This window comes from Pseudomonas sp. 2995-3 (genome assembly GCF_002742565.1).
Lineage (GTDB): Bacteria > Pseudomonadota > Gammaproteobacteria > Pseudomonadales > Pseudomonadaceae > Aquipseudomonas > Aquipseudomonas edaphica.
In genome coordinates this window covers 1-25,431 of the sequence record NZ_LJSB01000038.1, presented here as the reverse complement: position 1 = coordinate 25,431, position 25,431 = coordinate 1, and the positions used below count along the sequence as shown (strand labels likewise).

At 54.9% G+C, this 25,431-nt stretch carries 28 protein-coding genes and 4 tRNA genes; all 32 read right to left on the bottom strand.

Going from position 1 to position 25,431, the window contains the following annotated elements:
- Window positions 1-6 precede the first annotated feature (6 nt).
- Window positions 7-321 carry a 50S ribosomal protein L24 gene (gene rplX / locus AOA62_RS00300; protein ID WP_003176416.1) on the bottom strand — a complete coding sequence of 105 codons (315 nt, stop codon included), beginning with the start codon at window positions 319-321 and terminating at the stop codon, window positions 7-9.
- A gap of 11 nt (window positions 322-332) precedes the next feature.
- Complete coding sequence (gene rplN, locus AOA62_RS00295; protein ID WP_002555479.1) at window positions 333-701, bottom strand: 50S ribosomal protein L14; 369 nt, start codon at window positions 699-701, stop codon at window positions 333-335.
- Between the two features lie 23 nt (window positions 702-724).
- Complete coding sequence (gene rpsQ / locus AOA62_RS00290) at window positions 725-991, bottom strand: 30S ribosomal protein S17 (RefSeq protein ID WP_003176419.1); 267 nt, start codon at window positions 989-991, stop codon at window positions 725-727.
- Between the two features lie 2 nt (window positions 992-993).
- Window positions 994-1,185, bottom strand: a complete 192-nt coding sequence (rpmC, locus tag AOA62_RS00285; protein WP_002555481.1) for a 50S ribosomal protein L29 — start codon at window positions 1,183-1,185, stop codon at window positions 994-996.
- Window positions 1,185-1,598: a 50S ribosomal protein L16 gene (gene rplP / locus AOA62_RS00280; protein WP_003232424.1), complete on the bottom strand. Its 414-nt coding sequence runs from the start codon at window positions 1,596-1,598 to the stop codon at window positions 1,185-1,187. Before rplP ends, rpmC begins: the two co-directional genes overlap by 1 nt.
- A 12-nt stretch (window positions 1,599-1,610) precedes the next feature.
- A complete protein-coding gene (gene rpsC, locus AOA62_RS00275) occupies window positions 1,611-2,297 on the bottom strand; it encodes a 30S ribosomal protein S3 (protein ID WP_003176422.1) in 687 nt (228 codons plus the stop codon).
- Between the two features lie 13 nt (window positions 2,298-2,310).
- Window positions 2,311-2,643: a 50S ribosomal protein L22 gene (gene rplV, locus AOA62_RS00270; RefSeq protein WP_003103908.1), complete on the bottom strand. Its 333-nt coding sequence runs from the start codon at window positions 2,641-2,643 to the stop codon at window positions 2,311-2,313.
- Between the two features lie 11 nt (window positions 2,644-2,654).
- On the bottom strand, window positions 2,655-2,930 hold the full coding sequence (gene rpsS, locus AOA62_RS00265; RefSeq protein ID WP_002555486.1) for a 30S ribosomal protein S19: 276 nt from the start codon (window positions 2,928-2,930) through the stop codon (window positions 2,655-2,657).
- Window positions 2,931-2,946: 16 nt separating this feature from the next.
- Window positions 2,947-3,771, bottom strand: coding sequence for a 50S ribosomal protein L2 (gene rplB / locus AOA62_RS00260; RefSeq protein ID WP_003176423.1), 825 nt, complete (start codon window positions 3,769-3,771; stop codon window positions 2,947-2,949).
- A gap of 14 nt (window positions 3,772-3,785) precedes the next feature.
- Complete coding sequence (gene rplW / locus AOA62_RS00255; protein WP_002555488.1) at window positions 3,786-4,085, bottom strand: 50S ribosomal protein L23; 300 nt, start codon at window positions 4,083-4,085, stop codon at window positions 3,786-3,788.
- On the bottom strand, window positions 4,082-4,684 hold the full coding sequence (gene rplD, locus AOA62_RS00250; RefSeq protein WP_017135963.1) for a 50S ribosomal protein L4: 603 nt from the start codon (window positions 4,682-4,684) through the stop codon (window positions 4,082-4,084). The genes rplW and rplD overlap by 4 nt, the downstream gene beginning before the upstream one ends.
- Before the next feature lie 12 nt (window positions 4,685-4,696).
- Complete coding sequence (rplC, locus tag AOA62_RS00245; RefSeq protein WP_003194649.1) at window positions 4,697-5,332, bottom strand: 50S ribosomal protein L3; 636 nt, start codon at window positions 5,330-5,332, stop codon at window positions 4,697-4,699.
- Between the two features lie 81 nt (window positions 5,333-5,413).
- The gene (rpsJ, locus tag AOA62_RS00240) at window positions 5,414-5,725 is read right to left on the bottom strand and encodes a 30S ribosomal protein S10 (protein WP_003186070.1); all 312 of its coding nucleotides are present in this window, start codon (window positions 5,723-5,725) and stop codon (window positions 5,414-5,416) included.
- Window positions 5,726-5,884: 159 nt separating this feature from the next.
- Window positions 5,885-7,078, bottom strand: a complete 1,194-nt coding sequence (gene tuf / locus AOA62_RS00235; protein ID WP_003176426.1) for an elongation factor Tu — start codon at window positions 7,076-7,078, stop codon at window positions 5,885-5,887.
- 30 nt (window positions 7,079-7,108) lie between these two features.
- Window positions 7,109-9,214, bottom strand: a complete 2,106-nt coding sequence (gene fusA / locus AOA62_RS00230) for an elongation factor G (RefSeq protein WP_010206921.1) — start codon at window positions 9,212-9,214, stop codon at window positions 7,109-7,111.
- Between the two features lie 30 nt (window positions 9,215-9,244).
- The gene (rpsG, locus tag AOA62_RS00225; protein ID WP_002555493.1) at window positions 9,245-9,715 is read right to left on the bottom strand and encodes a 30S ribosomal protein S7; all 471 of its coding nucleotides are present in this window, start codon (window positions 9,713-9,715) and stop codon (window positions 9,245-9,247) included.
- A gap of 118 nt (window positions 9,716-9,833) precedes the next feature.
- On the bottom strand, window positions 9,834-10,205 hold the full coding sequence (gene rpsL, locus AOA62_RS00220) for a 30S ribosomal protein S12 (RefSeq protein WP_002555494.1): 372 nt from the start codon (window positions 10,203-10,205) through the stop codon (window positions 9,834-9,836).
- Window positions 10,206-10,422: 217 nt separating this feature from the next.
- Window positions 10,423-14,622, bottom strand: coding sequence for a DNA-directed RNA polymerase subunit beta' (rpoC, locus tag AOA62_RS00215; RefSeq protein ID WP_017135962.1), 4,200 nt, complete (start codon window positions 14,620-14,622; stop codon window positions 10,423-10,425).
- Between the two features lie 64 nt (window positions 14,623-14,686).
- Complete coding sequence (gene rpoB / locus AOA62_RS00210) at window positions 14,687-18,760, bottom strand: DNA-directed RNA polymerase subunit beta (protein WP_017135961.1); 4,074 nt, start codon at window positions 18,758-18,760, stop codon at window positions 14,687-14,689.
- A 219-nt stretch (window positions 18,761-18,979) separates the two neighbouring features.
- Window positions 18,980-19,345, bottom strand: coding sequence for a 50S ribosomal protein L7/L12 (rplL, locus tag AOA62_RS00205; protein ID WP_010566858.1), 366 nt, complete (start codon window positions 19,343-19,345; stop codon window positions 18,980-18,982).
- A 78-nt stretch (window positions 19,346-19,423) separates the two neighbouring features.
- Window positions 19,424-19,924, bottom strand: a complete 501-nt coding sequence (gene rplJ, locus AOA62_RS00200) for a 50S ribosomal protein L10 (RefSeq protein WP_003176433.1) — start codon at window positions 19,922-19,924, stop codon at window positions 19,424-19,426.
- A gap of 199 nt (window positions 19,925-20,123) precedes the next feature.
- Window positions 20,124-20,819: a 50S ribosomal protein L1 gene (gene rplA, locus AOA62_RS00195; RefSeq protein ID WP_003232403.1), complete on the bottom strand. Its 696-nt coding sequence runs from the start codon at window positions 20,817-20,819 to the stop codon at window positions 20,124-20,126.
- Window positions 20,819-21,250, bottom strand: coding sequence for a 50S ribosomal protein L11 (gene rplK, locus AOA62_RS00190; RefSeq protein ID WP_003176435.1), 432 nt, complete (start codon window positions 21,248-21,250; stop codon window positions 20,819-20,821). The genes rplA and rplK overlap by 1 nt, the downstream gene beginning before the upstream one ends.
- A gap of 117 nt (window positions 21,251-21,367) precedes the next feature.
- The gene (gene nusG, locus AOA62_RS00185) at window positions 21,368-21,901 is read right to left on the bottom strand and encodes a transcription termination/antitermination protein NusG (protein WP_003176436.1); all 534 of its coding nucleotides are present in this window, start codon (window positions 21,899-21,901) and stop codon (window positions 21,368-21,370) included.
- Between the two features lie 9 nt (window positions 21,902-21,910).
- Complete coding sequence (gene secE, locus AOA62_RS00180; RefSeq protein ID WP_003194658.1) at window positions 21,911-22,279, bottom strand: preprotein translocase subunit SecE; 369 nt, start codon at window positions 22,277-22,279, stop codon at window positions 21,911-21,913.
- 45 nt (window positions 22,280-22,324) lie between these two features.
- A tRNA-Trp gene (locus AOA62_RS00175) sits at window positions 22,325-22,400 on the bottom strand.
- Window positions 22,401-22,561: 161 nt separating this feature from the next.
- Window positions 22,562-22,637 (bottom strand) — tRNA-Thr (locus AOA62_RS00170).
- 26 nt (window positions 22,638-22,663) lie between these two features.
- Window positions 22,664-22,737: transfer RNA gene (locus AOA62_RS00165), tRNA-Gly, on the bottom strand.
- Between the two features lie 24 nt (window positions 22,738-22,761).
- Window positions 22,762-22,846 (bottom strand) — tRNA-Tyr (locus tag AOA62_RS00160).
- Between the two features lie 142 nt (window positions 22,847-22,988).
- Window positions 22,989-23,435: a hypothetical protein gene (locus AOA62_RS00155; protein WP_017135960.1), complete on the bottom strand. Its 447-nt coding sequence runs from the start codon at window positions 23,433-23,435 to the stop codon at window positions 22,989-22,991.
- A 7-nt stretch (window positions 23,436-23,442) separates the two neighbouring features.
- Complete coding sequence (locus AOA62_RS00150) at window positions 23,443-24,192, bottom strand: pantothenate kinase (RefSeq protein WP_017135959.1); 750 nt, start codon at window positions 24,190-24,192, stop codon at window positions 23,443-23,445.
- A complete protein-coding gene (gene birA / locus AOA62_RS00145) occupies window positions 24,182-25,141 on the bottom strand; it encodes a bifunctional biotin--[acetyl-CoA-carboxylase] ligase/biotin operon repressor BirA (protein WP_099547539.1) in 960 nt (319 codons plus the stop codon). Before birA ends, AOA62_RS00150 begins: the two co-directional genes overlap by 11 nt.
- Window positions 25,142-25,431: the final 290 nt, after the last annotated feature.

The window sequence follows — 25,431 nt, the reverse complement described above, 5'->3', positions numbered from 1 at the left end:
CAGTGTTCAAGCATCAACCGCTTTTTGGGTCGACTTGAAGACACGAATTTTCTTGCCGTCTTCTACTTTGAAACCAACGCGGTCAGCCTTGTTGGTTTCGCCGTTGAAAATGGCGACGTTAGAAGCGTCCAGTGGAGCTTCTTTTTCGACGATACCGCCTTGTACGCCCGACATCGGGTTAGGCTTGGTATGACGCTTAACCAGGTTCAGACCGCCGATAACCAGACGGTTATTAGCGAGAACCTTAAGCACCTTACCGCGCTTACCTTTGTCTTTGCCGGCGATCACGATGATCTCGTCGTCACGACGAATCTTTTGCATGTCGGATCTCCTTACAGCACTTCTGGGGCGAGCGAGACGATCTTCATGAACTTCTCAGTACGAAGTTCACGGGTCACTGGCCCAAAGATACGGGTGCCGATCGGCTCTTGCTTGTTGTTCAGAAGAACAGCAGCGTTGCCATCAAAGCGGATAATGGAGCCATCAGCACGGCGTACGCCGTGACGAGTGCGGACTACAACAGCAGTCATCACTTGGCCTTTTTTCACTTTACCGCGAGGAATTGCTTCCTTCACGGTAACTTTGATGATGTCACCGATACCAGCGTAACGACGATGGGAGCCACCCAGCACCTTGATGCACATAACACGGCGAGCGCCGCTGTTATCGGCCACATCGAGCATGGATTGAGTCTGAATCATATAATTTCTCCGACCCCTAGTCCTTAGACTTCCACAGCGCGTTCGAGAACATCAACCAGTGCCCAAGACTTGGTCTTGGCCAGCGGACGAGTTTCACGAATAGTGACTTTGTCGCCGATGTGGCACTGGTTGGTTTCGTCGTGCGCGTGCAGCTTAGTCGAACGCTTAACATATTTACCGTAGATCGGGTGCTTAACGCGACGCTCGATCAGTACGGTGATGGTTTTGTCCATCTTGTCGCTGACAACACGGCCAGTCAGCGTACGGACAGTCTTTTCGGCTTCAGCCATGATCACTTACCTGCCTGCTGGTTGAGCACAGTCTTCACGCGAGCGATGTCACGCTTAACTTGCGAGAGCAGATGAGACTGCCCCAACTGGCCAGTTGCTTTCTGCATACGCAGATTGAACTGGTCGCGCAGCAGGCCGAGCAGTTGCTCGTTCAGCTGCTGTGCGGATTTTTCACGAAGTTCATTCGCTTTCATCACATCACCGTCCGTTTAACAAAGGCGGTGGCGAGCGGCAGCTTTGCAGCAGCCAGGGCAAAAGCCTCACGCGCCAGCTCTTCAGTTACACCCTCGATTTCATACAGGACTTTGCCTGGCTGAATCTGGGCTACCCAGTATTCCACGTTACCCTTACCTTTACCCATCCGAACCTCGAGAGGCTTTTTGGAGATCGGCTTGTCCGGGAATACACGGATCCAGATCTTGCCGCCACGTTTTACGTGACGGGTCAGTGCACGACGCGCTGACTCGATCTGACGAGCGGTGAGACGACCACGAGCTACAGACTTCAGCGCGAACTCGCCGAAGCTGACTTTGCTACCGCGCTGAGCCAGACCACGGTTGTGGCCTGTCATCTGCTTGCGGAACTTCGTACGCTTAGGTTGCAACATTTGGCGTACCCCTTACTTAGCAGCTTTTTTACGAGGCGCTGGTGCTTGTGGTTTCAGTTCTTCTTGGCGACCACCAATTACTTCGCCCTTGAAGATCCAAACCTTTACACCGATCACACCGTAAGTGGTGTGAGCTTCGTAGTTGGCATAGTCGATGTCGGCACGCAGGGTGTGCAGTGGCACACGACCTTCGCGATACCATTCAGTACGTGCGATTTCAGCACCGCCGAGACGACCGCTCACTTGGATTTTGATGCCTTTGGCACCAATGCGCATGGCGTTCTGTACAGCGCGCTTCATAGCGCGACGGAACATTACACGACGCTCCAGCTGCTGAGCTACGCTCTGCGCAACCAGCATACCGTCGAGCTCCGGCTTACGGATCTCTTCGATATTGATGTGCACAGGCACACCCATTTGCTTGGTCAGGTCCTGACGCAGTTTCTCAACATCTTCACCTTTCTTCCCGATAACGATACCTGGACGAGCGGTGTGGATGGTGATACGTGCAGTTTGTGCCGGACGATGGATATCGATACGGCTTACGGACGCGCTTTTTAGTTTGTCTTGGAGATACTCACGCACCTTCAGATCAGCGAACAAATAGTCCGCATAAGTCCGACCGTCTGCGTACCAGACGGAGGTGTGCTCCTTGACGATTCCCAGGCGAATGCCAATGGGATGTACTTTCTGACCCATCTCTTCGACTCCGTTACTTGTCAGCAACCTTGACAGTGATATGGCAAGACCGCTTGACGATGCGATCAGCACGGCCTTTGGCACGTGGCATGATGCGCTTCAGCGAACGCCCTTCGTTGACGAAAACGGTGCTGACCTTCAGGTCATCAACGTCTGCGCCTTCGTTATGCTCGGCGTTGGCTACGGCCGACTCCAGCACTTTCTTCATGATCTCGGCGGCTTTCTTACTGCTGAAAGCCAACAGGTTGAGCGCTTCGCCCACCTTCTTCCCGCGGATCTGGTCGGCGACCAAGCGGGCTTTCTGGGCGGAGATTCGAGCGCCCGACAACTTAGCGGCTACTTCCATTTCCTAACCCCTTAACGCTTGGCTTTCTTGTCTGCCACGTGCCCACGATAAGTGCGGGTACCGGCAAACTCGCCCAGTTTGTGGCCGACCATGTCTTCGTTAACGAGAACTGGGACGTGTTGGCGACCGTTGTGTACTGCGATGGTCAGACCGACCATTTGTGGCAGGATCATCGAACGACGCGACCAGGTCTTAACTGGTTTGCGATCGTTCTTTTCCGCCGCCACTTCGATCTTCTTCAGTAGGTGAAGATCAATAAAAGGACCTTTTTTCAGAGAACGTGGCACTGTCGTATCCCTCTATTTACTTGCGACGACGGACGATCATTTTGTCGGTACGCTTATTACCACGAGTCTTCGCGCCCTTAGTCGGGAAGCCCCATGGCGATACCGGATGACGACCACCAGAGGTACGACCTTCACCACCACCGTGTGGGTGGTCAACCGGGTTCATGGCAACACCACGAACGGTTGGGCGAACGCCACGCCAGCGTTTGGCACCAGCTTTACCCAGCGAACGCAGGCTGTGCTCGGAGTTCGAGACTTCGCCCAAGGTCGCGCGGCATTCAGCCAGCACTTTACGCATCTCACCAGAACGCAGACGCAGGGTCACGTAGACACCTTCACGAGCGATCAGCTGAGCCGAAGCACCAGCGGAACGAGCGATTTGCGCGCCTTTACCTGGCTTCAATTCGATGCCGTGTACGGTGCTACCAACTGGAATGTTACGCAGTTGCAGAGCGTTGCCCGGCTTGATCGGTGCCAAAGCACCTGCGATCAGCTGGTCACCAGCACTCACGCCTTTAGGGGCGATGATGTAGCGACGCTCGCCATCTGCGTACAGCAGCAGAGCGATGTGAGCAGTACGGTTTGGATCGTATTCGATACGCTCGACAGTGGCAGAGATGCCATCTTTGTCGTTGCGACGGAAATCGACCAGACGATAATGCTGCTTATGGCCACCACCGATGTGACGAGTGGTAATACGACCATTGTTGTTACGACCACCAGTCTTCGATTTTTTCTCGAGCAGCGGTGCGTGAGGAGCGCCTTTATGCAGCTCCTGGTTGACCACCTTGACCACAAAACGGCGGCCAGGGGAAGTCGGTTTGCATTTAACGATTGCCATGATGCACCCCTTCCTTACTCAGCACTGCTGCTGAAATCGAGATCTTGGCCTGGCTGAAGGGAGATAACTGCCTTCTTCCAGTCATTACGCTTGCCCAGACCGCGAGCAGTGCGCTTGCTCTTACCCAGAACATTCAGGGTAGTAACACGCTCTACTTTCACGCTGAACAGGCTTTCGACGGCCTTCTTGATTTCCAGCTTGGTTGCGTCAGTTGCAACCTTGAAAACGAACTGGCCTTTCTTGTCAGCCAGAACCGTAGCCTTTTCGGAAACGTGCGGGCCAAGCAGAACTTTAAATACGCGTTCCTGGTTCATCCCAGCAGCTCCTCGAATTTCTTCACGGCCGACACGGTGATCAACACCTTGTCGTATGCGATCAGACTAACTGGATCGGAACCTTGCACGTCACGTACATCAACGTGTGGCAGGTTGCGAGCAGCCAGGTACAGGTTCTGATCAACAGCTTCCGACACGATCAAAACGTCGGTCAGGCTCATGTTGTTCAGTTTGCCCAGCAGATCTTTGGTTTTTGGACTTTCAACAGCGAAGTCTTGAACCACGACCAGACGATCAGTACGCACGAGTTCAGCAAGGATGGAGCGCAGTGCTGCGCGATACATCTTCTTGTTGAGCTTCTGAGTGTGATCCTGTGGACGAGCTGCGAAAGTGGTACCGCCGCCACGCCAGATTGGGCTACGGATAGTACCGGCACGAGCACGGCCAGTACCTTTCTGACGCCAAGGGCGCTTACCGCCACCACGTACGTCGGAACGGGTCTTTTGCTGCTTGCTACCTTGACGGCCGCCGGCCATGTAGGCCACGACTGCTTGGTGAACCAGCGTCTCGTTGAATTCGCCGCCAAATGTCAGTTCGGAAACTTCGATCGCTTGAGCGTCATTTACATTTAATTGCATGTCAGCTTCCCCTTAACCGCGAGCCTTGGCCGCTGGACGTACAACCAGGTTGCCGCCAGTAGCGCCAGGAACAGCACCCTTGACCAACAACAGATTGCGTTCAGCGTCGACGCGCACTACTTCGAGGGACTGCACGGTCACGCGCTCAGCGCCCATATGACCGGACATTTTTTTGCCCTTGAATACACGACCAGGAGTCTGGCACTGGCCAATAGAGCCCGGGACGCGGTGGGAAACGGAGTTACCGTGAGTGTTGTCTTGGCCACGGAAATTCCAACGCTTGATCGTACCCTGGAAGCCTTTACCCTTGGACTGACCGGTTACATCAACCAGTTGACCAGCGGCGAAGATTTCAGCGTTGATCAGATCGCCAGCCTGGTAGTCGCCGTCTTCGAGACGGAACTCCATAACAGTGCGACCAGCTGCAACGTTTGCTTTAGCGAAGTGACCTGCTTGAGCAGCAGTCACGCGCGAAGCACGACGCTCGCCGACAGTGACTTGCACTGCACGATAGCCATCGGTTTCTTCAGTTTTGAACTGGGTGACGCGATTCGGCTCGATCTCAATGACCGTGACCGGAATGGAGACACCTTCTTCGGTGAAAATACGGGTCATACCGCATTTACGACCGACTACACCAATAGTCATGTTGTAAACCTCATGAGTGTACGGGGCTTTCACCCGCTATGGCCGCCCATTTCAGAGCGTTACACGACTAAGACCCAAGTCTTAGCCGAGGCTGATCTGTACTTCCACACCGGCCGCCAGATCAAGCTTCATAAGTGCATCAACGGTTTTATCCGTTGGCTGGACGATGTCCAGTACGCGCTTATGAGTACGGATCTCGTACTGGTCACGCGCGTCTTTGTTGACGTGCGGGGAGACCAGAACGGTGAACCGCTCTTTACGGGTAGGCAGTGGAATTGGACCACGCACTTGAGCACCAGTACGTTTCGCGGTTTCCACGATTTCCTGGGTGGATTGGTCGATCAGGCGATGGTCAAAAGCCTTCAACCTGATACGGATTTGCTGATTTTGCATTGGATTTCAGACTCCGGCTGCTATTCCCAGCGAGCGCAATACGCCCGTTAAAAGGAGGCGCAATTCTATAGACGGCCCTGATAGGTGTCAACCCAATAAAAAAGGCCCCCGCTGAGCGGGGGCCTTTTCAAAACATCAGAGCTATCTCAGAAGAGATAATTACTCGATGATTTTAGCTACAACGCCAGCACCAACGGTACGGCCGCCTTCACGGATTGCGAAACGCAGACCGTCTTCCATAGCGATGGTTTTGATCAGGGTGACAACCATTTTGATGTTGTCGCCTGGCATTACCATTTCTACGCCTTCCGGCAGTTCGCAGTTACCGGTTACGTCGGTAGTACGGAAGTAGAACTGTGGACGGTAGCCTTTGAAGAACGGAGTGTGACGGCCGCCTTCTTCTTTGCTCAGCACGTACACTTCAGCTTCGAACTTGGTGTGCGGCTTAACCGAACCTGGCTTAACCAGAACCTGGCCACGCTCAACGTCGTCACGCTTGGTACCACGCAGCAGAACGCCGCAGTTCTCGCCAGCACGACCTTCGTCGAGCAGTTTACGGAACATTTCAACACCGGTGCAGGTGGTGACGGTAGTGTCACGCAGACCAACGATTTCCAGTGGATCTTGAACCTTGACGATACCGCGCTCGATACGACCAGTTACAACAGTACCGCGACCGGAGATCGAGAATACGTCTTCGATTGGCATCAGGAACGGCTTGTCGATAACACGAACTGGATCTGGGATGTAGCTGTCCAGAGTCTCAACCAGTTTACGAACGGACGTGGTGCCCATTTCGTTGTCGTCTTTGCCTTCCAGAGCCATACGAGCAGAACCGATGATGATCGGAGTGTCGTCGCCTGGGAAGTCGTAAGTGCTCAGCAGATCGCGCACTTCCATCTCAACCAGTTCCAGCAGCTCAGCGTCGTCTACCAGGTCGGCCTTGTTCAGGTAAACCACGATGTACGGAACGCCTACCTGACGGGACAGCAGGATGTGCTCACGGGTTTGTGGCATCGGACCATCAGCGGCCGAGCAAACCAGGATCGCGCCGTCCATCTGGGCAGCACCGGTGATCATGTTCTTCACATAGTCAGCGTGACCTGGGCAGTCAACGTGAGCGTAGTGACGGATCAGCGAGTTGTATTCAACGTGCGCGGTGTTGATGGTGATACCACGAGCTTTTTCTTCTGGCGCGCTGTCGATTTTATCGAAATCAACGATTGCGGAACCGAATACTTCGGAGCAAACGCGAGTCAGAGCAGCAGTCAGAGTGGTTTTACCGTGGTCAACGTGACCGATGGTGCCAACGTTGACGTGCGGTAGGGAACGATCAAATTTTTCTTTAGCCACGACAATTAACTCCTTGCCTAAAGGACTGAATCAGCCTTGTTTTTTGGATACAGTTTCAGCGATGTGCGCCGGAGCTGTGTTGTATTTTTTGAATTCCATAGAGTAGCTTGCGCGACCCTGGGACATGGAGCGAACGTCGGTCGCATAACCGAACATCTCACCCAACGGAACCTCGGCGCGAATCACTTTGCCGGAAACCGTGTCTTCCATACCCAAGATCATGCCGCGACGACGGTTAAGGTCGCCCATGACATCACCCATATAGTCTTCAGGTGTAACAACTTCTACCGCCATGATTGGCTCAAGCAACTCACCACCGCCCTTCTGGGCCAGTTGCTTGGTTGCCATGGAAGCAGCCACCTTAAACGCCATCTCGTTGGAGTCGACGTCGTGGTAAGAACCGTCAAAAACGGTTGCTTTCAGGCCGATCAGCGGATAGCCGGCAACAACACCGTTCTTCATCTGCTCTTCGATACCCTTCTGGATAGCAGGGATGTATTCCTTAGGAACAACACCACCCACTACTTCGTTCACGAATTGCAGACCTTCCTGACCTTCGTCAGCAGGAGCAAAACGGATCCAGCAGTGACCGAACTGACCACGACCGCCGGACTGACGAACGAACTTGCCTTCGATTTCACAGTTCTTCGTGATGCGCTCACGATAGGAAACCTGAGGCTTACCGATGTTGGCTTCGACGTTGAACTCACGGCGCATCCGGTCAACCAGGATGTCCAGGTGCAGCTCGCCCATGCCGGAGATGATCGTTTGACCAGTCTCTTCATCAGTCTTGACGCGGAAAGATGGATCTTCCTGAGCAAGTTTGCCCAAAGCGATACCCATTTTTTCCTGGTCATCCTTGGTCTTAGGCTCTACGGCAACCGAAATAACCGGCTCCGGGAAGTCCATGCGAACCAGGATGATTGGCTTGGCAGCGTCGCACAAAGTCTCACCAGTGGTGACGTCCTTCATGCCGATCAGGGCCGCGATGTCACCAGCGCGTACTTCCTTGATCTCTTCACGGGCGTTTGCGTGCATTTGCACCATACGACCCACGCGCTCTTTCTTGCCTTTAACCGAGTTGATCACGCCGTCGCCGGATGCCAACACGCCCGAGTAAACACGGACGAAGGTCAAAGTACCCACGAATGGGTCGGTAGCGATCTTGAACGCCAGGGCCGAGAACGGCTCGCTGTCGTCTGCATGACGCTCCATTTCTTCTTCCTCGTTATCAGGGTTGGTACCCTTGATAGCAGGAATATCGGTTGGAGCAGGCAGGTAGTCGATCACAGCATCGAGAACCAGGGGAACGCCCTTGTTCTTGAACGAGGAACCGCAAACAGCCAAGACGATCTCACCAGCGATAGTACGCTGACGCAGAGCGGCCTTGATTTCCACGTTGGTGAGTTCTTCACCCTCGAGGTACTTGTTCATCAGCTCTTCGCTGGCTTCGGCCGCAGCCTCAACCATGTTGTTGCGCCACTCGTCAGCCAGTTCCTGCAGTTCTGCAGGGATAGGCTTACGAACAGGGACCATACCTTTGTCGGAGTCATTCCAGTAAACAGCTTCCATGTTGATCAGATCGATCTGACCCTGGAAGTTGTCTTCGGAGCCGATTGCCAATTGAATTGGCACCGGAGTGTGACCCAGGCGCTGTTTGATCTGACCGATCACGCGCAGGAAGTTGGCACCAGCACGGTCCATCTTGTTTACGTAAACAAGACGTGGAACGCCGTACTTGTTGGCTTGACGCCATACGGTTTCCGACTGAGGCTCAACACCCGAGGTACCGCAGAACACAACGACAGCGCCGTCGAGTACGCGCAGGGAACGCTCAACTTCAATGGTGAAGTCTACGTGGCCTGGTGTATCGATTACGTTGAAGCGATGCTCATCTTTGTACTGCTTCTCGGAACCCTTCCAGAAGGCGGTAATAGCAGCAGAAGTAATGGTAATACCACGCTCCTGCTCCTGAACCATCCAGTCTGTGGTCGCGGCGCCGTCATGCACCTCGCCCATTTTGTGACTTTTGCCGGTGTAAAACAGTACGCGCTCGGTGGTGGTGGTTTTACCAGCATCCACGTGAGCAACGATACCGATGTTACGGTAGCGGCTAATCGGAGTAGTACGAGCCATAAAGCCCTCGCAAAATTAGTGAAGCTAAGATTAGAAGCGGTAGTGCGAGAAAGCTTTGTTAGCTTCAGCCATACGGTGCACGTCTTCACGCTTCTTAACAGCAGCACCTTTACCTTCAGCGGCGTCCAACAGCTCGCCGGCCAAACGCAGAGCCATAGACTTCTCGCCGCGCTTACGGGCGAAGTCTACCAACCAGCGCATTGCCAGAGCGTTACGACGGGACGGACGAACTTCGACCGGAACCTGGTAAGTAGCACCGCCTACACGGCGCGACTTCACTTCGACCAGCGGAGCGATGGCGTCGAGAGCTTTCTCGAAGATTTCCAGGGGGTCGCTGTTCTTGCGTTCTTTAACCTTTTCCAGCGCGCCATAAACGATACGCTCGGCAACGGCTTTCTTGCCGCTTTCCATCACGTGGTTCATGAACTTGGCCAGAATTTGGCTTCCGTATTTTGGATCGTCAAGCACTTCGCGCTTGGCTGCTACGCGTCTTCTTGGCATGGATAAGCCCTCAAACGGTCTTCAGGTTCGCTCGGAATCGGTGCCCTTTCGGGACGCCTCCGACCTTACTCTTATCGACTCAGAAAATAAGATGATTCAGTTTTACAAAAAGCCGCTACTACTTAGGCTTCTTGGTACCGTACTTCGAACGACCCTGGTTACGACCTTTAACGCCGGAAGTATCCAAGGAGCCGCGTACGGTGTGGTAACGAACACCTGGCAAGTCTTTTACACGACCGCCGCGGATCAGTACCACGCTGTGCTCTTGCAGGTTGTGGCCTTCACCGCCGATGTACGAGGAAACCTCGAAACCGTTGGTCAGACGCACACGGCATACTTTACGCAGTGCCGAGTTAGGTTTTTTCGGCGTGGTGGTATACACACGAGTGCATACGCCACGACGTTGCGGGCAGTTCTGCAGCGCAGGTACGTCGGATTTCTCGACGATACGCTTACGCGGCTGACGTACCAGCTGGTTGATAGTTGCCATCTACTAGCTCCACTGTTGTCTTGCGACGCTATTGTCTTGCAAGAAAAGCAAAATGGCAGGAACGAATTCCCGCCAAATTTAGGGGTACAAGAGTCTAAAGAGGATCTTGCCCCCAGTCAAGGCAAGGCCCCGACCTCCCCTCTCATCGAACCGGGACAAAAATGCCTCGATCCGACGAATGGGGGCTGCCAGGGCCCAGACTTATTTATCGCAGAACTCAGTTACCGCTTGAGTTCAGCGCTTCGGTCAGTGCAGCTTCCACTTCACTGGCGCTTACGCGCAGCGGCTTGTCAGCATCACGGCGGCGCTTGCGCTCGCTGTGGTAAGCCAAACCGGTACCTGCCGGGATCAAACGACCCACGACTACGTTTTCCTTCAGGCCGCGCAGGTAATCGCGCTTGCCGGTTACCGCTGCTTCGGTCAGTACGCGAGTGGTCTCCTGGAAGGAGGCCGCCGAGATGAACGACTCAGTGGACAACGACGCCTTGGTGATACCCAGCAACACACGAGTGAACTTGGAGACAAATTTGTCTTCCGCGCCCAGACGTTCGTTTTCTACCAGTACGTGAGTCAGTTCCATCTGGTCGCCCTTGATGAAACTGGAATCGCCGGATTCAGCGATTTCAACTTTACGCAGCATCTGACGCAGGATGGTCTCGATGTGCTTATCGTTGATCTTCACGCCTTGCAGACGGTAAACGTCCTGGATCTCGTTAACGATGTACTTGGCCAGCGCACTCACACCCAGCAGACGCAGGATGTCGTGTGGATCGCTCGGGCCGTCGGAGATAACTTCGCCGCGGTTTACCTGTTCGCCTTCGAAGACGTTCAGGTGACGCCACTTCGGAATCAGCTCTTCGTACGGATCAGTACCATCGTTCGGGGTAATGACCAGACGGCGCTTGCCTTTGGTCTCTTTACCGAACGCGATGGTGCCGCTGACTTCAGCCAGAATCGACGCTTCTTTCGGACGACGAGCTTCAAACAAGTCGGCAACACGCGGCAGACCACCGGTGATGTCGCGAGTCTTCGAAGTTTCTTGCGGGATACGCGCGATAACATCACCGATCGCGATCTTCGCACCATCCGCTACACCGACCAGGGCGTTGGCTGGCAGGAAGTACTGAGCGATTACGTCAGTGCCTGGCAGCAACAAGTCCTTGCCGTTGTCGTCAACCATCTTAACGGCAGGACGGATGTCTTTACCGGCAGCTGGACGATCTTTCGCGTCGAGTACTTCAATGTTGGTCATACCGGTCAATTCGTCAGTCTGACGCTTGATCGTGATGCCTTCTTCCATGCCCACGTAGGTCACGGTACCTTTCATTTCGGTAACGATTGGGTGAGTGTGCGGATCCCACTTGGCCACGATTGCGCCAGCGTCGACCTTGTCACCTTCTTTAACCGAGATCACAGCACCGTACGGCAGCTTGTAACGCTCGCGCTCACGACCGTAGTCATCAGCGATTGCCAGCTCACCGGAACGGGACACAGCAACCAGGCAACCATCCACTCGCTCAACGTGTTTCAGGTTGTGCAGACGGACAGTACCGCCGTTCTTCACCTGAACGCTGTCAGCTGCGGAGGTCCGGCTTGCCGCACCACCGATGTGGAACGTACGCATGGTCAGCTGGGTACCCGGCTCACCGATGGACTGGGCAGCAATTACGCCAACCGCTTCACCGATGTTCACCTGGTGACCACGAGCCAAGTCACGGCCGTAGCACTTGGCGCAAATGCCGTAGCGGGTTTCGCAGCTGATCGGCGAGCGAACAATCACTTCGTCGATGCTGTTGAGTTCGATGAACTCGACCCACTTTTCATCCACCAGGGTGCCAGCAGGAACGATAACTTCCTCGGTACCTGGCTTGAATACGTCACGGGCAATTACTCGACCCAGTACGCGCTCACCCAACGGCTCTACAACGTCGCCGCCTTCGATGTGCGGAGTCATCAGCAGACCGTGTTCGGTGCCGCAGTCAACTTCAGTCACAACCAAGTCTTGCGCAACGTCTACCAGACGACGAGTCAGGTAACCGGAGTTAGCCGTTTTCAACGCGGTATCCGCAAGACCCTTACGAGCACCGTGAGTGGAGATGAAGTACTGAAGTACGCTCAAACCTTCACGGAAGTTCGCAGTAATCGGCGTTTCGATGATGGAGCCGTCCGGCTTGGCCATCAGGCCACGCATACCGGCGAGCTGACGGATCTGCGCAGCAGAACCCCGTGCGCCCGAGTCGGCCATCATGTACATCGAGTTGAACGACTCTTGATCGACTTCTACGCCATGACGGTCGATAACCTTCTCTTTCGAGAGGTTAGCCATCATCGCCTTCGACACTTCGTCGTTGGCCTTGGACCAAAGGTCGATCACTTTGTTGTACTTCTCGCCCTGGGTTACCAGGCCGGAGGCGTACTGGCTTTCGATTTCTTTCACTTCATCAGTTGCAGCATTGATGATCTGGGCTTTTTCATCCGGGATAACGAAGTCGTTAACACCGATGGAAACGCCGGAAATGGTCGAATAAGCAAAGCCGGTGTACATCAGCTGGTCAGCGAAGATCACGGTCTCTTTCAAACCAACCACGCGGTAGCACTGGTTGATCAGCTTGGAGATCGCCTTTTTCTTCATCGGCAAGTTGACGACGTCGTACGACAGGCCTTTTGGCACAACTTGATACAGCAAGGCACGGCCGACAGTGGTGTCGACAATACGGGTGCCGCTCACGCTGCCGCCATCACGGTCGTTGACGGTTTCGTTGATCCGCACTTTGACCTTGGCGTGCAGTGCGGCTTCGCCGGCACGGAACACACGGTCAACTTCTTGCAGGTCAGCGAACACACGACCTTCACCTTTGGCGTTGATCGCTTCACGAGTCATGTAGTACAGACCCAATACAACGTCCTGCGACGGAACGATGATTGGCTCACCGTTGGCTGGCGACAGAATGTTGTTGGTCGACATCATCAACGCGCGCGCTTCCAACTGGGCTTCCAGTGTCAGCGGTACGTGCACGGCCATTTGGTCGCCGTCGAAGTCGGCGTTGTACGCAGCACAGACCAGAGGGTGCAGCTGGATAGCCTTACCTTCGATCAGTACTGGTTCAAACGCCTGGATACCCAGACGGTGAAGGGTCGGTGCACGGTTGAGGAGAACCGGGTGTTCGCGAATCACTTCAGCGAGAACGTCCCAAACCTCTGGCAGTTCGCGCTCGACCATTTTCTTGGCCGCTTTGATGGTGGTCGCGAGACCGCGCATTTCCAGCTTGCCGAAGATGAATGGCTTGAACAGCTCAAGTGCCATCTTCTTGGGCAGACCGCACTGGTGCAGACGCAGGGTCGGGCCTACGGTAATTACCGAACGACCGGAGTAGTCAACACGCTTACCGAGCAAGTTCTGACGGAAACGACCTTGCTTACCCTTGATCATGTCAGCCAAGGATTTCAGAGGACGCTTGTTCGAACCGGTGATAGCGCGGCCACGACGGCCGTTGTCGAGCAAGGCATCGACAGCTTCTTGCAACATACGCTTTTCGTTGCGCACGATGATGTCCGGAGCGGACAGATCGAGCAGGCGCTTCAAGCGGTTGTTACGGTTGATCACGCGGCGGTACAGGTCGTTGAGGTCGGACGTCGCGAAACGACCACCGTCCAACGGTACCAGCGGACGCAGGTCTGGCGGCAGAACCGGCAGAACGGTCAGCACCATCCACTCTGGCAAGTTGCCGGAACCCTGGAAGGCTTCCATCAACTTCAGACGCTTGGACAGTTTCTTGATCTTGGTTTCGGAGTTGGTTTGCGGAATTTCTTCGCGCAGACGGCCAATCTCGTGCTCCAGGTCGATAGCGTGCAGCAGCTCGCGGACAGCCTCGGCACCCATACGGGCATCAAAGTCGTCGCCGAATTCTTCCAGCGCTTCGAAGTACTGCTCGTCGTTCAGCAGCTGACCTTTTTCAAGGGTGGTCATGCCTGGATCGATAACGACATAGCTCTCGAAGTAGAGAACGCGTTCGATATCACGCAGGGTCATGTCCATCAGCAAGCCGATACGGGACGGCAGCGATTTCAGGAACCAGATGTGGGCAACCGGCGAAGCCAGTTCGATGTGCGCCATGCGCTCACGACGAACCTTGGCCAGTGCAACTTCAACGCCGCACTTCTCGCAGATCACACCACGGTGCTTCAAGCGCTTGTACTTACCGCACAGGCACTCGTAATCCTTTACCGGGCCAAAGATCTTGGCGCAGAACAGGCCGTCACGCTCAGGTTTGAACGTACGGTAGTTGATGGTTTCCGGCTTTTTAACTTCACCGAACGACCACGAACGGATCATCTCAGGCGATGCCAACCCAATACGGATGGCGTCGAACTCTTCGACTTGACCCTGGTTTTTCAGCAAATTCAGTAGGTCTTTCAAGGCCTTTCCTCCTGGCGGAGCAGAGAGCGGGCTAAACAACCCCGCTCTCGATTCGCGTCACGTGTTATTCGGTTTCCAGATCGATATCGATGCCGAGGGAACGAATTTCTTTGATCAACACGTTGAAGGACTCGGGCATGCCCGGCTCCATACGGTGATCGCCGTCCACGATGTTTTTGTACATCTTGGTCCGACCGTTCACATCGTCCGACTTCACTGTGAGCATTTCTTGCAGAGTGTATGCAGCACCGTATGCTTCCAGTGCCCAGACCTCCATCTCCCCGAAACGCTGACCACCGAACTGAGCCTTACCACCCAGCGGCTGCTGGGTAACCAGGCTGTACGAACCGGTAGAACGAGCGTGCATCTTGTCGTCTACCAAGTGGTTCAGCTTCAGCATGTACATGTAGCCAACAGTAACCGGGCGCTCAAACTTGTTGCCGGTACGGCCGTCGAACAGCTGCATCTGGCCGCTTTCTGGCAGGTCTGCCAGCTTCAGCATGGCCTTGATTTCGCTTTCCTTGGCACCGTCGAACACCGGGGTAGCCATTGGAACGCCGCCGCGCAGGTTCTTCGCCAGGTCCAGGATTTCCTGGTCGGAGAAGGTGTCCAGCTCTTCGTTGCGACCGCCGATCTCGTTGTAGATCTCGTGCAGGAACTTACGCAGGTCAGCAACCTTGCGCTGCTCTTCGATCATACGGTTGATCTTCTCGCCCAGACCTTTGGCCGCGAGGCCCAGGTGGGTTTCGAGGATCTGACCAACGTTCATACGCGAAGGTACGCCCAACGGGTTGAGGACGACGTCGACCGGGGTGCCATTGGCATCGTGCGGCATGTCTTCAACCGGCATGATCACGGAGACCACACCTTTGTTACCGTGACGACCGGCCATCTTGTCGCCCGGCTGGATGCGGCGACGGATTGCCAGGTAAACCTTGACGATTTTCAGCACGCCTGGAGCCAGGTCATCGCCCTGCTGCAGTTTGCGCTTCTTGTCTTCGAACTTGTCGTCCAGCAGACGGCGGCGATCAACGATGTAGGCCTGGGCCTTCTCGAGCTGCTCGTTCAGAGCATCTTCAGCCATGCGCAGTTTGAACCACTGGCCGTGCTCAAGACCGTCGAGTACTTCGTCGGTGATGTCCTGACCTTTCTTCAGACCTGCGCCGCCTTCAGCCTTGTGGCCTACCAGAGCGGAACGCAGACGTTCGAAGGTCGCGCCTTCAACGATACGGAACTCTTCGTTCAGGTCCTTGCGGATCTCGTCGAGTTGAGTCTTCTCGATGGACAGTGCACGAGCATCACGCTCAACGCCGTCACGGGTGAAGACCTGTACGTCGATAACAGTACCCTTGGTACCGGTAGGTACACGCAGGGAGGTGTCTTTAACGTCGCTGGCTTTTTCACCGAAGATGGCACGCAGCAGCTTCTCTTCCGGAGTCAGTTGGGTCTCGCCTTTCGGAGTGACCTTACCTACCAGGATGTCGCCTGCGCCAACTTCAGCACCTACGTAAACGATACCGGCTTCGTCCAGCTTGTTCAGTGCAGCTTCACCCACGTTCGGGATGTCTGCAGTGATTTCCTCTGGCCCAAGCTTGGTATCACGTGCCACACAGGTCAGTTCCTGAATGTGGATCGTGGTGAAACGGTCTTCTTGAACAACACGCTCGGACAGGCAGATGGAGTCTTCGAAGTTGAAGCCGTTCCATGCCATGAACGCGATGCGCATGTTCTGACCCAGAGCCAGTTCACCCATGTCGGTGGACGGGCCGTCGGCCATGATGTCGCTACGCTGAACGCGGTCACCCTTGCTCACCAGCGGACGCTGGTTGATGCAGGTGTTCTGGTTCGAGCGGGTGTATTTGGTCAGGTTGTAGATGTCGACACCGGCTTCGCCAGTTTCAACTTCATCATCGGCAACACGAACCACGATACGGCTGGCATCAACGGAGTCGATCACGCCGCCACGACGGGCTACGACGCAAACGCCGGAGTCACGGGCTACGTTACGCTCCATGCCGGTACCTACCAGCGGCTTGTCAGCGCGCAGGGTTGGTACAGCTTGACGCTGCATGTTGGAACCCATCAACGCACGGTTGGCGTCATCGTGTTCCAGGAACGGGATCAGCGACGCTGCAACCGAAACTACCTGCTTCGGCGAAACGTCCATCAAGGTGACGTCTTCCGGCGCCTTGACGGTGAACTCGTTCAAGTGACGAACAGCTACCAGCTCGTCGATCAGGACTTTCTTGTCGTTCATCGTGGCCGAAGCCTGAGCGATCACGTGATCAGCTTCTTCGATGGCGGACAGGAATACGATCTCGTCGGTGACCAGAGCGTCTTTCACCACGCGGTACGGGCTCTCGAGGAAGCCGTACTGGTTGGTGCGCGCATAAGCGGCCAGGGAGTTGATCAGACCGATGTTCGGACCTTCCGGCGTTTCGATCGGGCAAACACGACCGTAGTGCGTCGGGTGTACGTCACGAACTTCAAAGCCAGCACGCTCACGGGTCAGACCGCCCGGGCCCAGTGCAGAAACACGGCGCTTGTGGGTGATCTCGGAGAGCGGGTTGTTCTGGTCCATGAACTGGGAAAGCTGGCTGGAACCGAAGAACTCTTTCACTGCCGCAGCCACTGGCTTGGCGTTGATCAGGTCTTGCGGCATCAGGCCTTCGCTTTCAGCCATCGACAGACGCTCTTTGACCGCACGTTCAACACGCACAAGGCCAACGCGGAACTGGTTTTCGGCCATTTCGCCTACGCAGCGAACACGACGGTTACCCAGGTGGTCGATGTCATCGACGATGCCTTTACCGTTACGGATGTCGACCAGAGTCTTCAGTACCGCGACGATATCTTCCTTGCACAGCACGCCCGAACCTTCGATCTCGGTACGACCGATACGACGGTTGAACTTCATCCGGCCGACCGCAGACAGGTCATAACGCTCAGGGCTGAAGAACAGGTTGTTGAACAGGGTCTCGGCAGCGTCTTTGGTCGGTGGCTCACCAGGACGCATCATGCGATAGATCTCGACCAGCGCTTCCAATTGGTTGCTGGTGGAGTCGATCTTCAGTGTGTCGGAGATGAACGGACCGCAGTCGATGTCGTTGGTGTACAGGGTCTCGATGCGAACAACCTGGGCCTTGGCGATTTTTGCCAGGATTTCGGTGTTCAGCTCGGTGTTGCACTCAGCCAGGATTTCGCCTGTAGCCGGGTGAACGATAACCTTGGCGGTGGTGCGACCCAGGACGTAGTCCAGAGGCACTTCCAGCGACTTGATGCCGGCTTTTTCGATCTGGTTGATGTGGCGCGCAGTAATACGACGACCCGCTTCAACGATCACTTTGCCGTTTTCGTCCTGAATGTCCAGAACGGCAATTTCACCACGCAGACGCGAAGCAATCAGCTCCAGGCTGAGGGTTTCATCCTTCAGGCTGAATACGTTGGTGGTGTAGAAAGCGTCCAGCACCTGCTCAGTGGTGTAACCGAGCGCGCGCAGCAGTACCGAGGCCGGCAGCTTGCGACGACGGTCGATACGCACGAACACGCAGTCTTTCGGGTCGAACTCGAAGTCCAACCACGAACCGCGGTACGGAATGATCCGCGCGGAGTACAGGAGTTTACCGGAGCTGTGCGTCTTGCCGCGGTCGTGGTCGAAGAACACGCCCGGGGAACGGTGCAGCTGGGAAACAATAACACGCTCGGTACCGTTGATTACGAAGGTACCGTTTTCAGTCATCAGTGGGATTTCGCCCATGTAGACTTCTTGCTCTTTGATGTCCTTGATCGCTTTGTTCGACGATTCTTTGTCGAAAATGATCAGGCGGACTTTTACCCGCAAAGGTACGGCGTACGTAACACCGCGCAACACGCATTCTTTGACATCAAATGCCGGTTCGCCCAGGCGATAACCCACGTACTCCAGCGCAGCATTGCCGGAGTAGCTGATGATCGGGAAAACGGATTTGAAGGCCGCATGCAGGCCCACGTCGCGGAACTGATCTTTGGTCGCTCCCGCCTGCAAGAATTCACGATACGAATCCAGCTGGATAGCCAGAAGGTACGGGACATCCATGACGTCCGGCAACTTGCTAAAGTCCTTGCGGATACGTTTTTTCTCAGTATATGAGTAAGCCATCAGCGTTCCCCAGCTTGGTCACCTGCTTGTTTGGCCCCTCCGACGGGAGCAGCCAGAAAATCTTGCAAACCCCATGGTTTGCACCACCGCATCGGGTGGTTACAGCGCGTAATTGGCGGCGACCGAGTCGACAGCCAAGAACGGAAAAAGGCCGGTGGCAAGAGCCACCAGCCATCAGCCTTCAGCTTAACGCTTGGGCTGGAGACGCAAGGTCGATGCTTACTTCAGCTCGACTTTAGCGCCTGCTTCTTCCAGCACTGCTTTAGCTTTGTCAGCGGCGTCTTTCGACACTGCTTCCAGAACCTGGGCAGGAGCGCCGTCAACTACAGCCTTGGCTTCTTTCAGGCCCAGACCGGTCAGTTCACGAACTGCCTTGATCACGTTTACTTTCTTCTCGCCAGCTTCCAGCAGCATGACGTTGAATTCGGTTTGCTCTTCAGCAGCAACAGCAGCAACAGCTGGGCCAGCGGAAGCAGCGGCAGCGGAAACGCCGAATTTTTCTTCGAAAGCTTTGATCAGCTCAACAACCTGCAGAACCGACATTTCAGCTACGGCGTTGAGGATATCTTCTTGGGAGATAGACATTACTGTATTTCCTGAATTGGGGGACGGCCTACGCGGCCATCGAAATAAACAAAAATACGCGAAAGGAGGTGCTCAGCCTTAGGCTGCGGCAGCTTCTTTTTGCTCGCGAACTGCGGCCAGAGTACGAGCCAACTTGCTGGTAGCGCCTTGAATCACGCTCATCAGCTGAGAAATAGCTTCGTTACGGGTCGGCAGTGTTGCCAGTACGTCGATTTGGTTAGCTGCGAGGAACTTGCCCTCGAACGCAGCTGCCTTGATCTCGAACTTATCCTGACTCTTGGCGAATTCCTTGAACAAACGGGCAGCAGCACCCGGGTGATCTTTGGAGAACGCGATCAGAGTCGGGCCGGTGAACACGTCATTGAGAACACTGTATTCAGTGTCAGCAACAGCGCGCTTGAGCAGGGTGTTACGTACAACACGTACGTATACGCCAGCTTCACGAGCCTCTTTACGGAGTCCGGTCATAGCGCCTACTGTCACACCACGGGCATCAGCCACGACAGCGGACAGAGCAGCTTTGGCAGCCTCGTTGACTTCAGCGACGATGGCCTTCTTGTCTTCGAGATTAATTGCCACGGGTTTAACTCCTGCTTGTTACCGTTTCATCTGGCCGAAGCCGGATGTCGTTTTGGTGTCTGATTCGGTAAGGAACCGGGAGCACCATCTGCGTAGGCTTGAGGTTTAAGGCTTGCGCCGCCTACGGTCTTGGATAGCCCCCGCCAGGCAGGGACCCCAATTTTTTCAATTGGCGCGATCTCTCGCACCAACGTATTTCTTATACGTCCAGCGAGCCTTGGTCGATGACCAGACCTGGGCCCATAGTGGTGCTCAGGGTAACGCGCTTGACGTAGATACCTTTCGAAGAAGCTGGCTTGATACGCTTCAGATCAGCGATCAGGGCTTCAACGTTTTCCTTCAGCTTGACGGCATCGAAGCCGACTTTGCCAACGGAGGTGTGAATGATGCCGTTTTTGTCGGTGCGATAACGAACCTGACCAGCCTTGGCGTTTTTAACCGCGGTAGCTACGTCTGGCGTTACGGTGCCGACTTTAGGGTTAGGCATCAGACCACGTGGACCGAGGATCTGACCCAACTGACCTACAACGCGCATTGCATCCGGGGAAGCAATAACTACGTCGTAGTTCAGGTCGCCGCCTTTCATTTCGGCAGCCAGGTCGTCCATGCCAACGCGATCAGCGCCGGCGGCCAGAGCAGCTTCAGCTGCCGGGCCTTGGGTGAAGACAGCAACACGTACAGTCTTGCCAGTACCGTGTGGCAGCACAGTAGCGCTACGAACGACCTGGTCGGATTTACGTGGGTCAACACCCAGGTTTACAGCAACGTCAACGGACTCGCTGAACTTGACAGTCGACAGCTCGGTCAGCAGGGCAGCGGCGTCTACAAAGTTGTAGGCCTTGCCTGCTTCGATTTTGCCGGCGATAGCCTTTTGGCGCTTGGTCAGCTTAGCCATTACACACCCTCCACGTTAAGGCCCATGCTACGAGCAGAACCGGCGATGGTACGCACGGCTGCATCCATATCAGCTGCAGTCAGATCCGCGTTTTTGGTTTTCGCGATTTCTTCCAGCTGAGCACGAGTTACGGTGCCAACCTTAACGGTGTTAGGACGAGCGGAACCGCTAGTCAGACCAGCAGCTTTCTTCAGCAAAACCGAAGCCGGGGTCGACTTGGTTTCGAAAGTGAAGCTACGGTCGCTGTATACAGTGATGATCACTGGAGTCGGCAGACCTGGCTCAAGACCCTGAGTACGGGCGTTGAAGGCCTTGCAGAATTCCATGATGTTCACGCCGTGCTGACCCAGAGCCGGGCCGACAGGTGGACTTGGGTTGGCCTGAGCGGCCTTCACTTGCAGCTTGATGTAAGCGGTAATCTTCTTGGCCATGAGGCACTCCAATTACGGGTTCAAACGCCTCGAAAGGCTCCCCGGTTACTTGCGCGTTTATCCCAGTGACGACAAAACCCCACAGCCTAAGGCTGCGGGGTTGGGATGCTTGCTCAGCTAGACCTTCTCGACCTGGCTGAACTCCAACTCTACCGGAGTAGAGCGACCGAAAATGAGCACTGCCACTTGGATCCGGCTCTTTTCGTAGTTAACTTCTTCGACGGTGCCGTTGAAATCAGCAAACGGACCATCTGTGACACGAACAACCTCACCCGGCTCGAACAACGTCTTCGGCTTAGGCTTGTCGCTACCGTCAGCAACGCGACGCAGAATTGCTTCCGCCTCTTTGTCGGTGATCGGAGCAGGCTTATCAGCAGTACCGCCGATGAAACCCATGACACGAGGAGTGTCCTTGACCAAGTGCCAAGTACCTTCATTCATGTCCATCTGAACCAGCACGTAGCCAGGGAAGAACTTGCGTTCGCTTTTGCGCTTCTGACCATTCCGCATTTCAACCACTTCTTCAGTGGGAACCAGAATTTCGCCGAAGCCATCTTCCATGCCTGCAAGCTTTACGCGCTCTAGCAAAGAGCGCATAACATGCTTCTCGTAACCCGAGTAAGCATGCACAACGTACCAACGCTTAGCCACGGGACACCCTTAGCCAACAATCAAGGAAACAAGCCAGCCGAGCAGGGAATCAAGCCCCCACAACAGCAACGCCATAACCAGAACAACAGCCACAACAATCAATGTGGTCTGCGTGGTTTCTTGGCGAGTCGGCCAAACGACTTTACGAATTTCGGTGCGAGCTTCCTTTACCAGGACCGCGAAAGACTTGCCTTTGGCAGTCTGCAGGCCTACAAAGGCAGCTACAGCAGCAAGAGCGAGCAAAGCGAGTACGCGGTACAGGATCGGCGAAGCAGAGTAGTACTGATTGCCAACAACGCCTACGACCACCAACGCGACCACAGCGAGCCACTTGACGAGATCGAAACGAGAGCTTTGAGCTTCAGCCTTAGGAGTCATCTATGAAGATCCTGTGAAAAGAAAGCCAGACACACCACGTGAATCTGGCAGGTCAGGAGGGAATCGAACCCCCAACCTACGGTTTTGGAGACCGTCGCTCTGCCAATTGAGCTACTGACCTAAAACAAAATCAGGCCGACCATTATGCAGGCCTGAAAAAGACTTTACAACAACCAACCCCACTAGACTTGAAATCACCTGGCAACAAAGCCAAATGCAACACCAACAAGCCGAGGCAGCTGTTAAAACAAAGGCAGATATTTTCATATCTGCCTTGTTATATGGAGCTCTTGAGCGGATTTGAACCGCTGACCTCACCCTTACCAAGGGTGTGCTCTACCAACTGAGCTACAAGAGCAAAACACATTGCACAACCTGCAAACTTGGAGCGGGTAGCGGGAATCGAACCCGCATCATCAGCTTGGAAGGCTGAGGTTCTACCACTAAACTATACCCGCGGAGCTTGCAGCTCACGCTAAAAATGGTGGAGGGGGAAGGATTCGAACCTTCGAAGTCGTAGACGTCAGATTTACAGTCTGATCCCTTTGGCCGCTCGGGAACCCCTCCTAAGCGAGCCGGCATTCTACATCACGCCGGCCTTCTGTCAAGCATTTTCTCATTAAAAATATGAGGTTAGCTGCGTTGACCTTCGCTTCACGCTGTAGACCGTAAAGGTCTTCACTGCGAAGCGGGCGCCATTCTATGCAAACTATTCGACAGTTGCAACGCCTTCGCACAACATTATTTTATGTTTTAACTCATTGAATTCCTTAGCAAGGTTTTCAAACGGCAGATCCTCAGCCAACCTCCTGCTTTCAGGGGCGACACGAAGCCAATAGCCGGAGGCATCAGGCGTATTGAGGAGAAGCACTTTGACCTTTATATCCAGGCTTATGAGGCGCTGCTCTACCGACTGGGCCTGGCGCTGATCAGCGAAACCACCGATGTATAGACACGTACTTTGTGCGTCAGGCGCTTTTGCCCGGTCGCGCCGAACCATGGGGTCAGAGGATTCACTCAATAGGCGAATATCCTGCTGAGAGCCCTTATAGAGACTCAGTGGCGTTACATCTTTAGCACGCAATGGGGCTTCCTGTTGATGCCAGATGTAATAGAAGGCATTGAGAACGAGCAAAAGCAAAAACAGCCAACGCATAAATACCTCAGGACAAAGGGCACGCCATCGCCAGACCAACAAAAACCAGATCAGGAACAAAACGAGCGTGAGGCACGGCATCGGAGACCAGGTCAGCATCCCCGCCAGTCAGAAAAACCGTGAAGTCATTCCCCCAATAGCTCCGAGCCAACTCAAGCTGTGTCAAAACAAACCCTCTGAGCATCAGCGTACAACCCCGCTCAACGGCTTCCACAGTCGTCCGCCCCGGCGAGAGGCGTGCCAGGGCCTGCTCTGCCGCAATATCGTCGTAGCGGATTTTGCGCGTGTGCGTTCGCAACTGGCTGCGCATGAGGGGCATTCCCGGGCAAATGAAGCCGCCAAGGTGCTCACCATCGGCAGCAATAAAGTCTGCAGTGGCTGCGGTACCGAAATCGAGTACCAGGCAGGCACCTGATGCCAGCTTGAAACCACCGAGCATTGCCAACCAACGATCCAGCCCAAGACGCTCAAACTCTTCGTAGCCGTTACGTACACCCGCCGCCTCCCTCGCTGAGACAGCACAAGACACAACAACCCCAAATGCCCCCTGCAATGCCTCAACCAACTGCCCGGTCTCTTCGGAGGCCCGAACACTTACCAGGCGGCAGCGCGTCAATGACAACCCCGGGATTGCCTTCAGGCCCTCGATCAACTCAAGGTCCGAGCCGACAACACCCTCAGCGGACGCCCTGGCCATAGGCGAATCGAGCACACGCCACTTGATAAAGCTATTCCCACAGTCGAGCTCAAGAATCATCACGCAACCTCAGGCTTAACTCACCGCCGCTGTATATTTTCTCGACACCCTCGACACTCAGCCGCAGCGCGCCCTGGTGATCAACACCCAGCACCACACCATCAATCTGGTTAACACCCGCGATAAGAGATACGGCCTTACCCTGCCACAAATGATTTCGCTCCCACTCTTCCTGAAGCGCAGCAAAACCGAAAGCCTTATGTCGCTCCAGGTGACTTTGCAACTGCAGTCCAAGGCGTGCGACCAAGTGATTTCGGTCGACAGGGGAGCCCATCTCCAACTGCGCCGACGTCCACTGCTGATCGACCTCTGCCGCCTTCTGCATATTTACGTTGATCCCTATACCGAGCACAACATGGCAAACATCAGCGGGATCTCCAACCAATTCCAGCAAGATACCGGCAATTTTTTTCTGCCCAACCAGGACGTCATTCGGCCATTTCAAGGCGGCGCCCTGGACACCCAACTCACGCAGGGCCTGCATGACTGCCAATCCGACGACAAGGCTAAGCCCTTCCAACTGCCTCAGCCCGCCGTCAATGCGCAATACGAGGCTGTAATACAGGTTTTGAGCAAACGGACTGACCCACTTGCGGCCCCGCCTCCCTCTTCCCGCCGTTTGCTGCTCCGCAAGCACCAGAAATGGCGCCGCGCAACCTGTGCCGACGAGGCGCAAAGCCTCGGCATTGGTGGAGTCTATGGAGTCAGAGATGTAAACAGGCCACGCCAAAGCAGGAGCGCGCTCTTGAATTTCTTCAGCACTCAAGAACACCAATGGAGATGCTAGCTGGTACCCCCTGCCGCGAATTTTATGAATGGGCAGGTTCAATTCAGACTCCAGATGCTGGAGCTGCTTCCAAACAGCACTGCGGCTGACACCCAGGGCAGCACCGAGCGCCTCTCCGGAGTGGAATCGACCATCTTTGAGAAGTGTTAACAACGTCAGCATGCAAGCATCGCCTCACAATGAGGCACGCATGATAGCCATGCGCAAGGTCATTGCATAGAAAGGACAGGATTTAGCACTGGAGGCGGCTGCAAAGCAGGCTTACGTGGCATCTCAGCCTGGACGCGTTGTGATTAACGCCACTCGTGAGCGAGATTTACGCCTAAACGAGCGCCCAAAACAAAACCCCTGATTGCGTTAGCAATCAGGGGTTTCGGAATTTAATCTTGACGATGACCTACTCTCACATGGGGAAACCCCACACTACCATCGGCGATGCATCGTTTCACTAC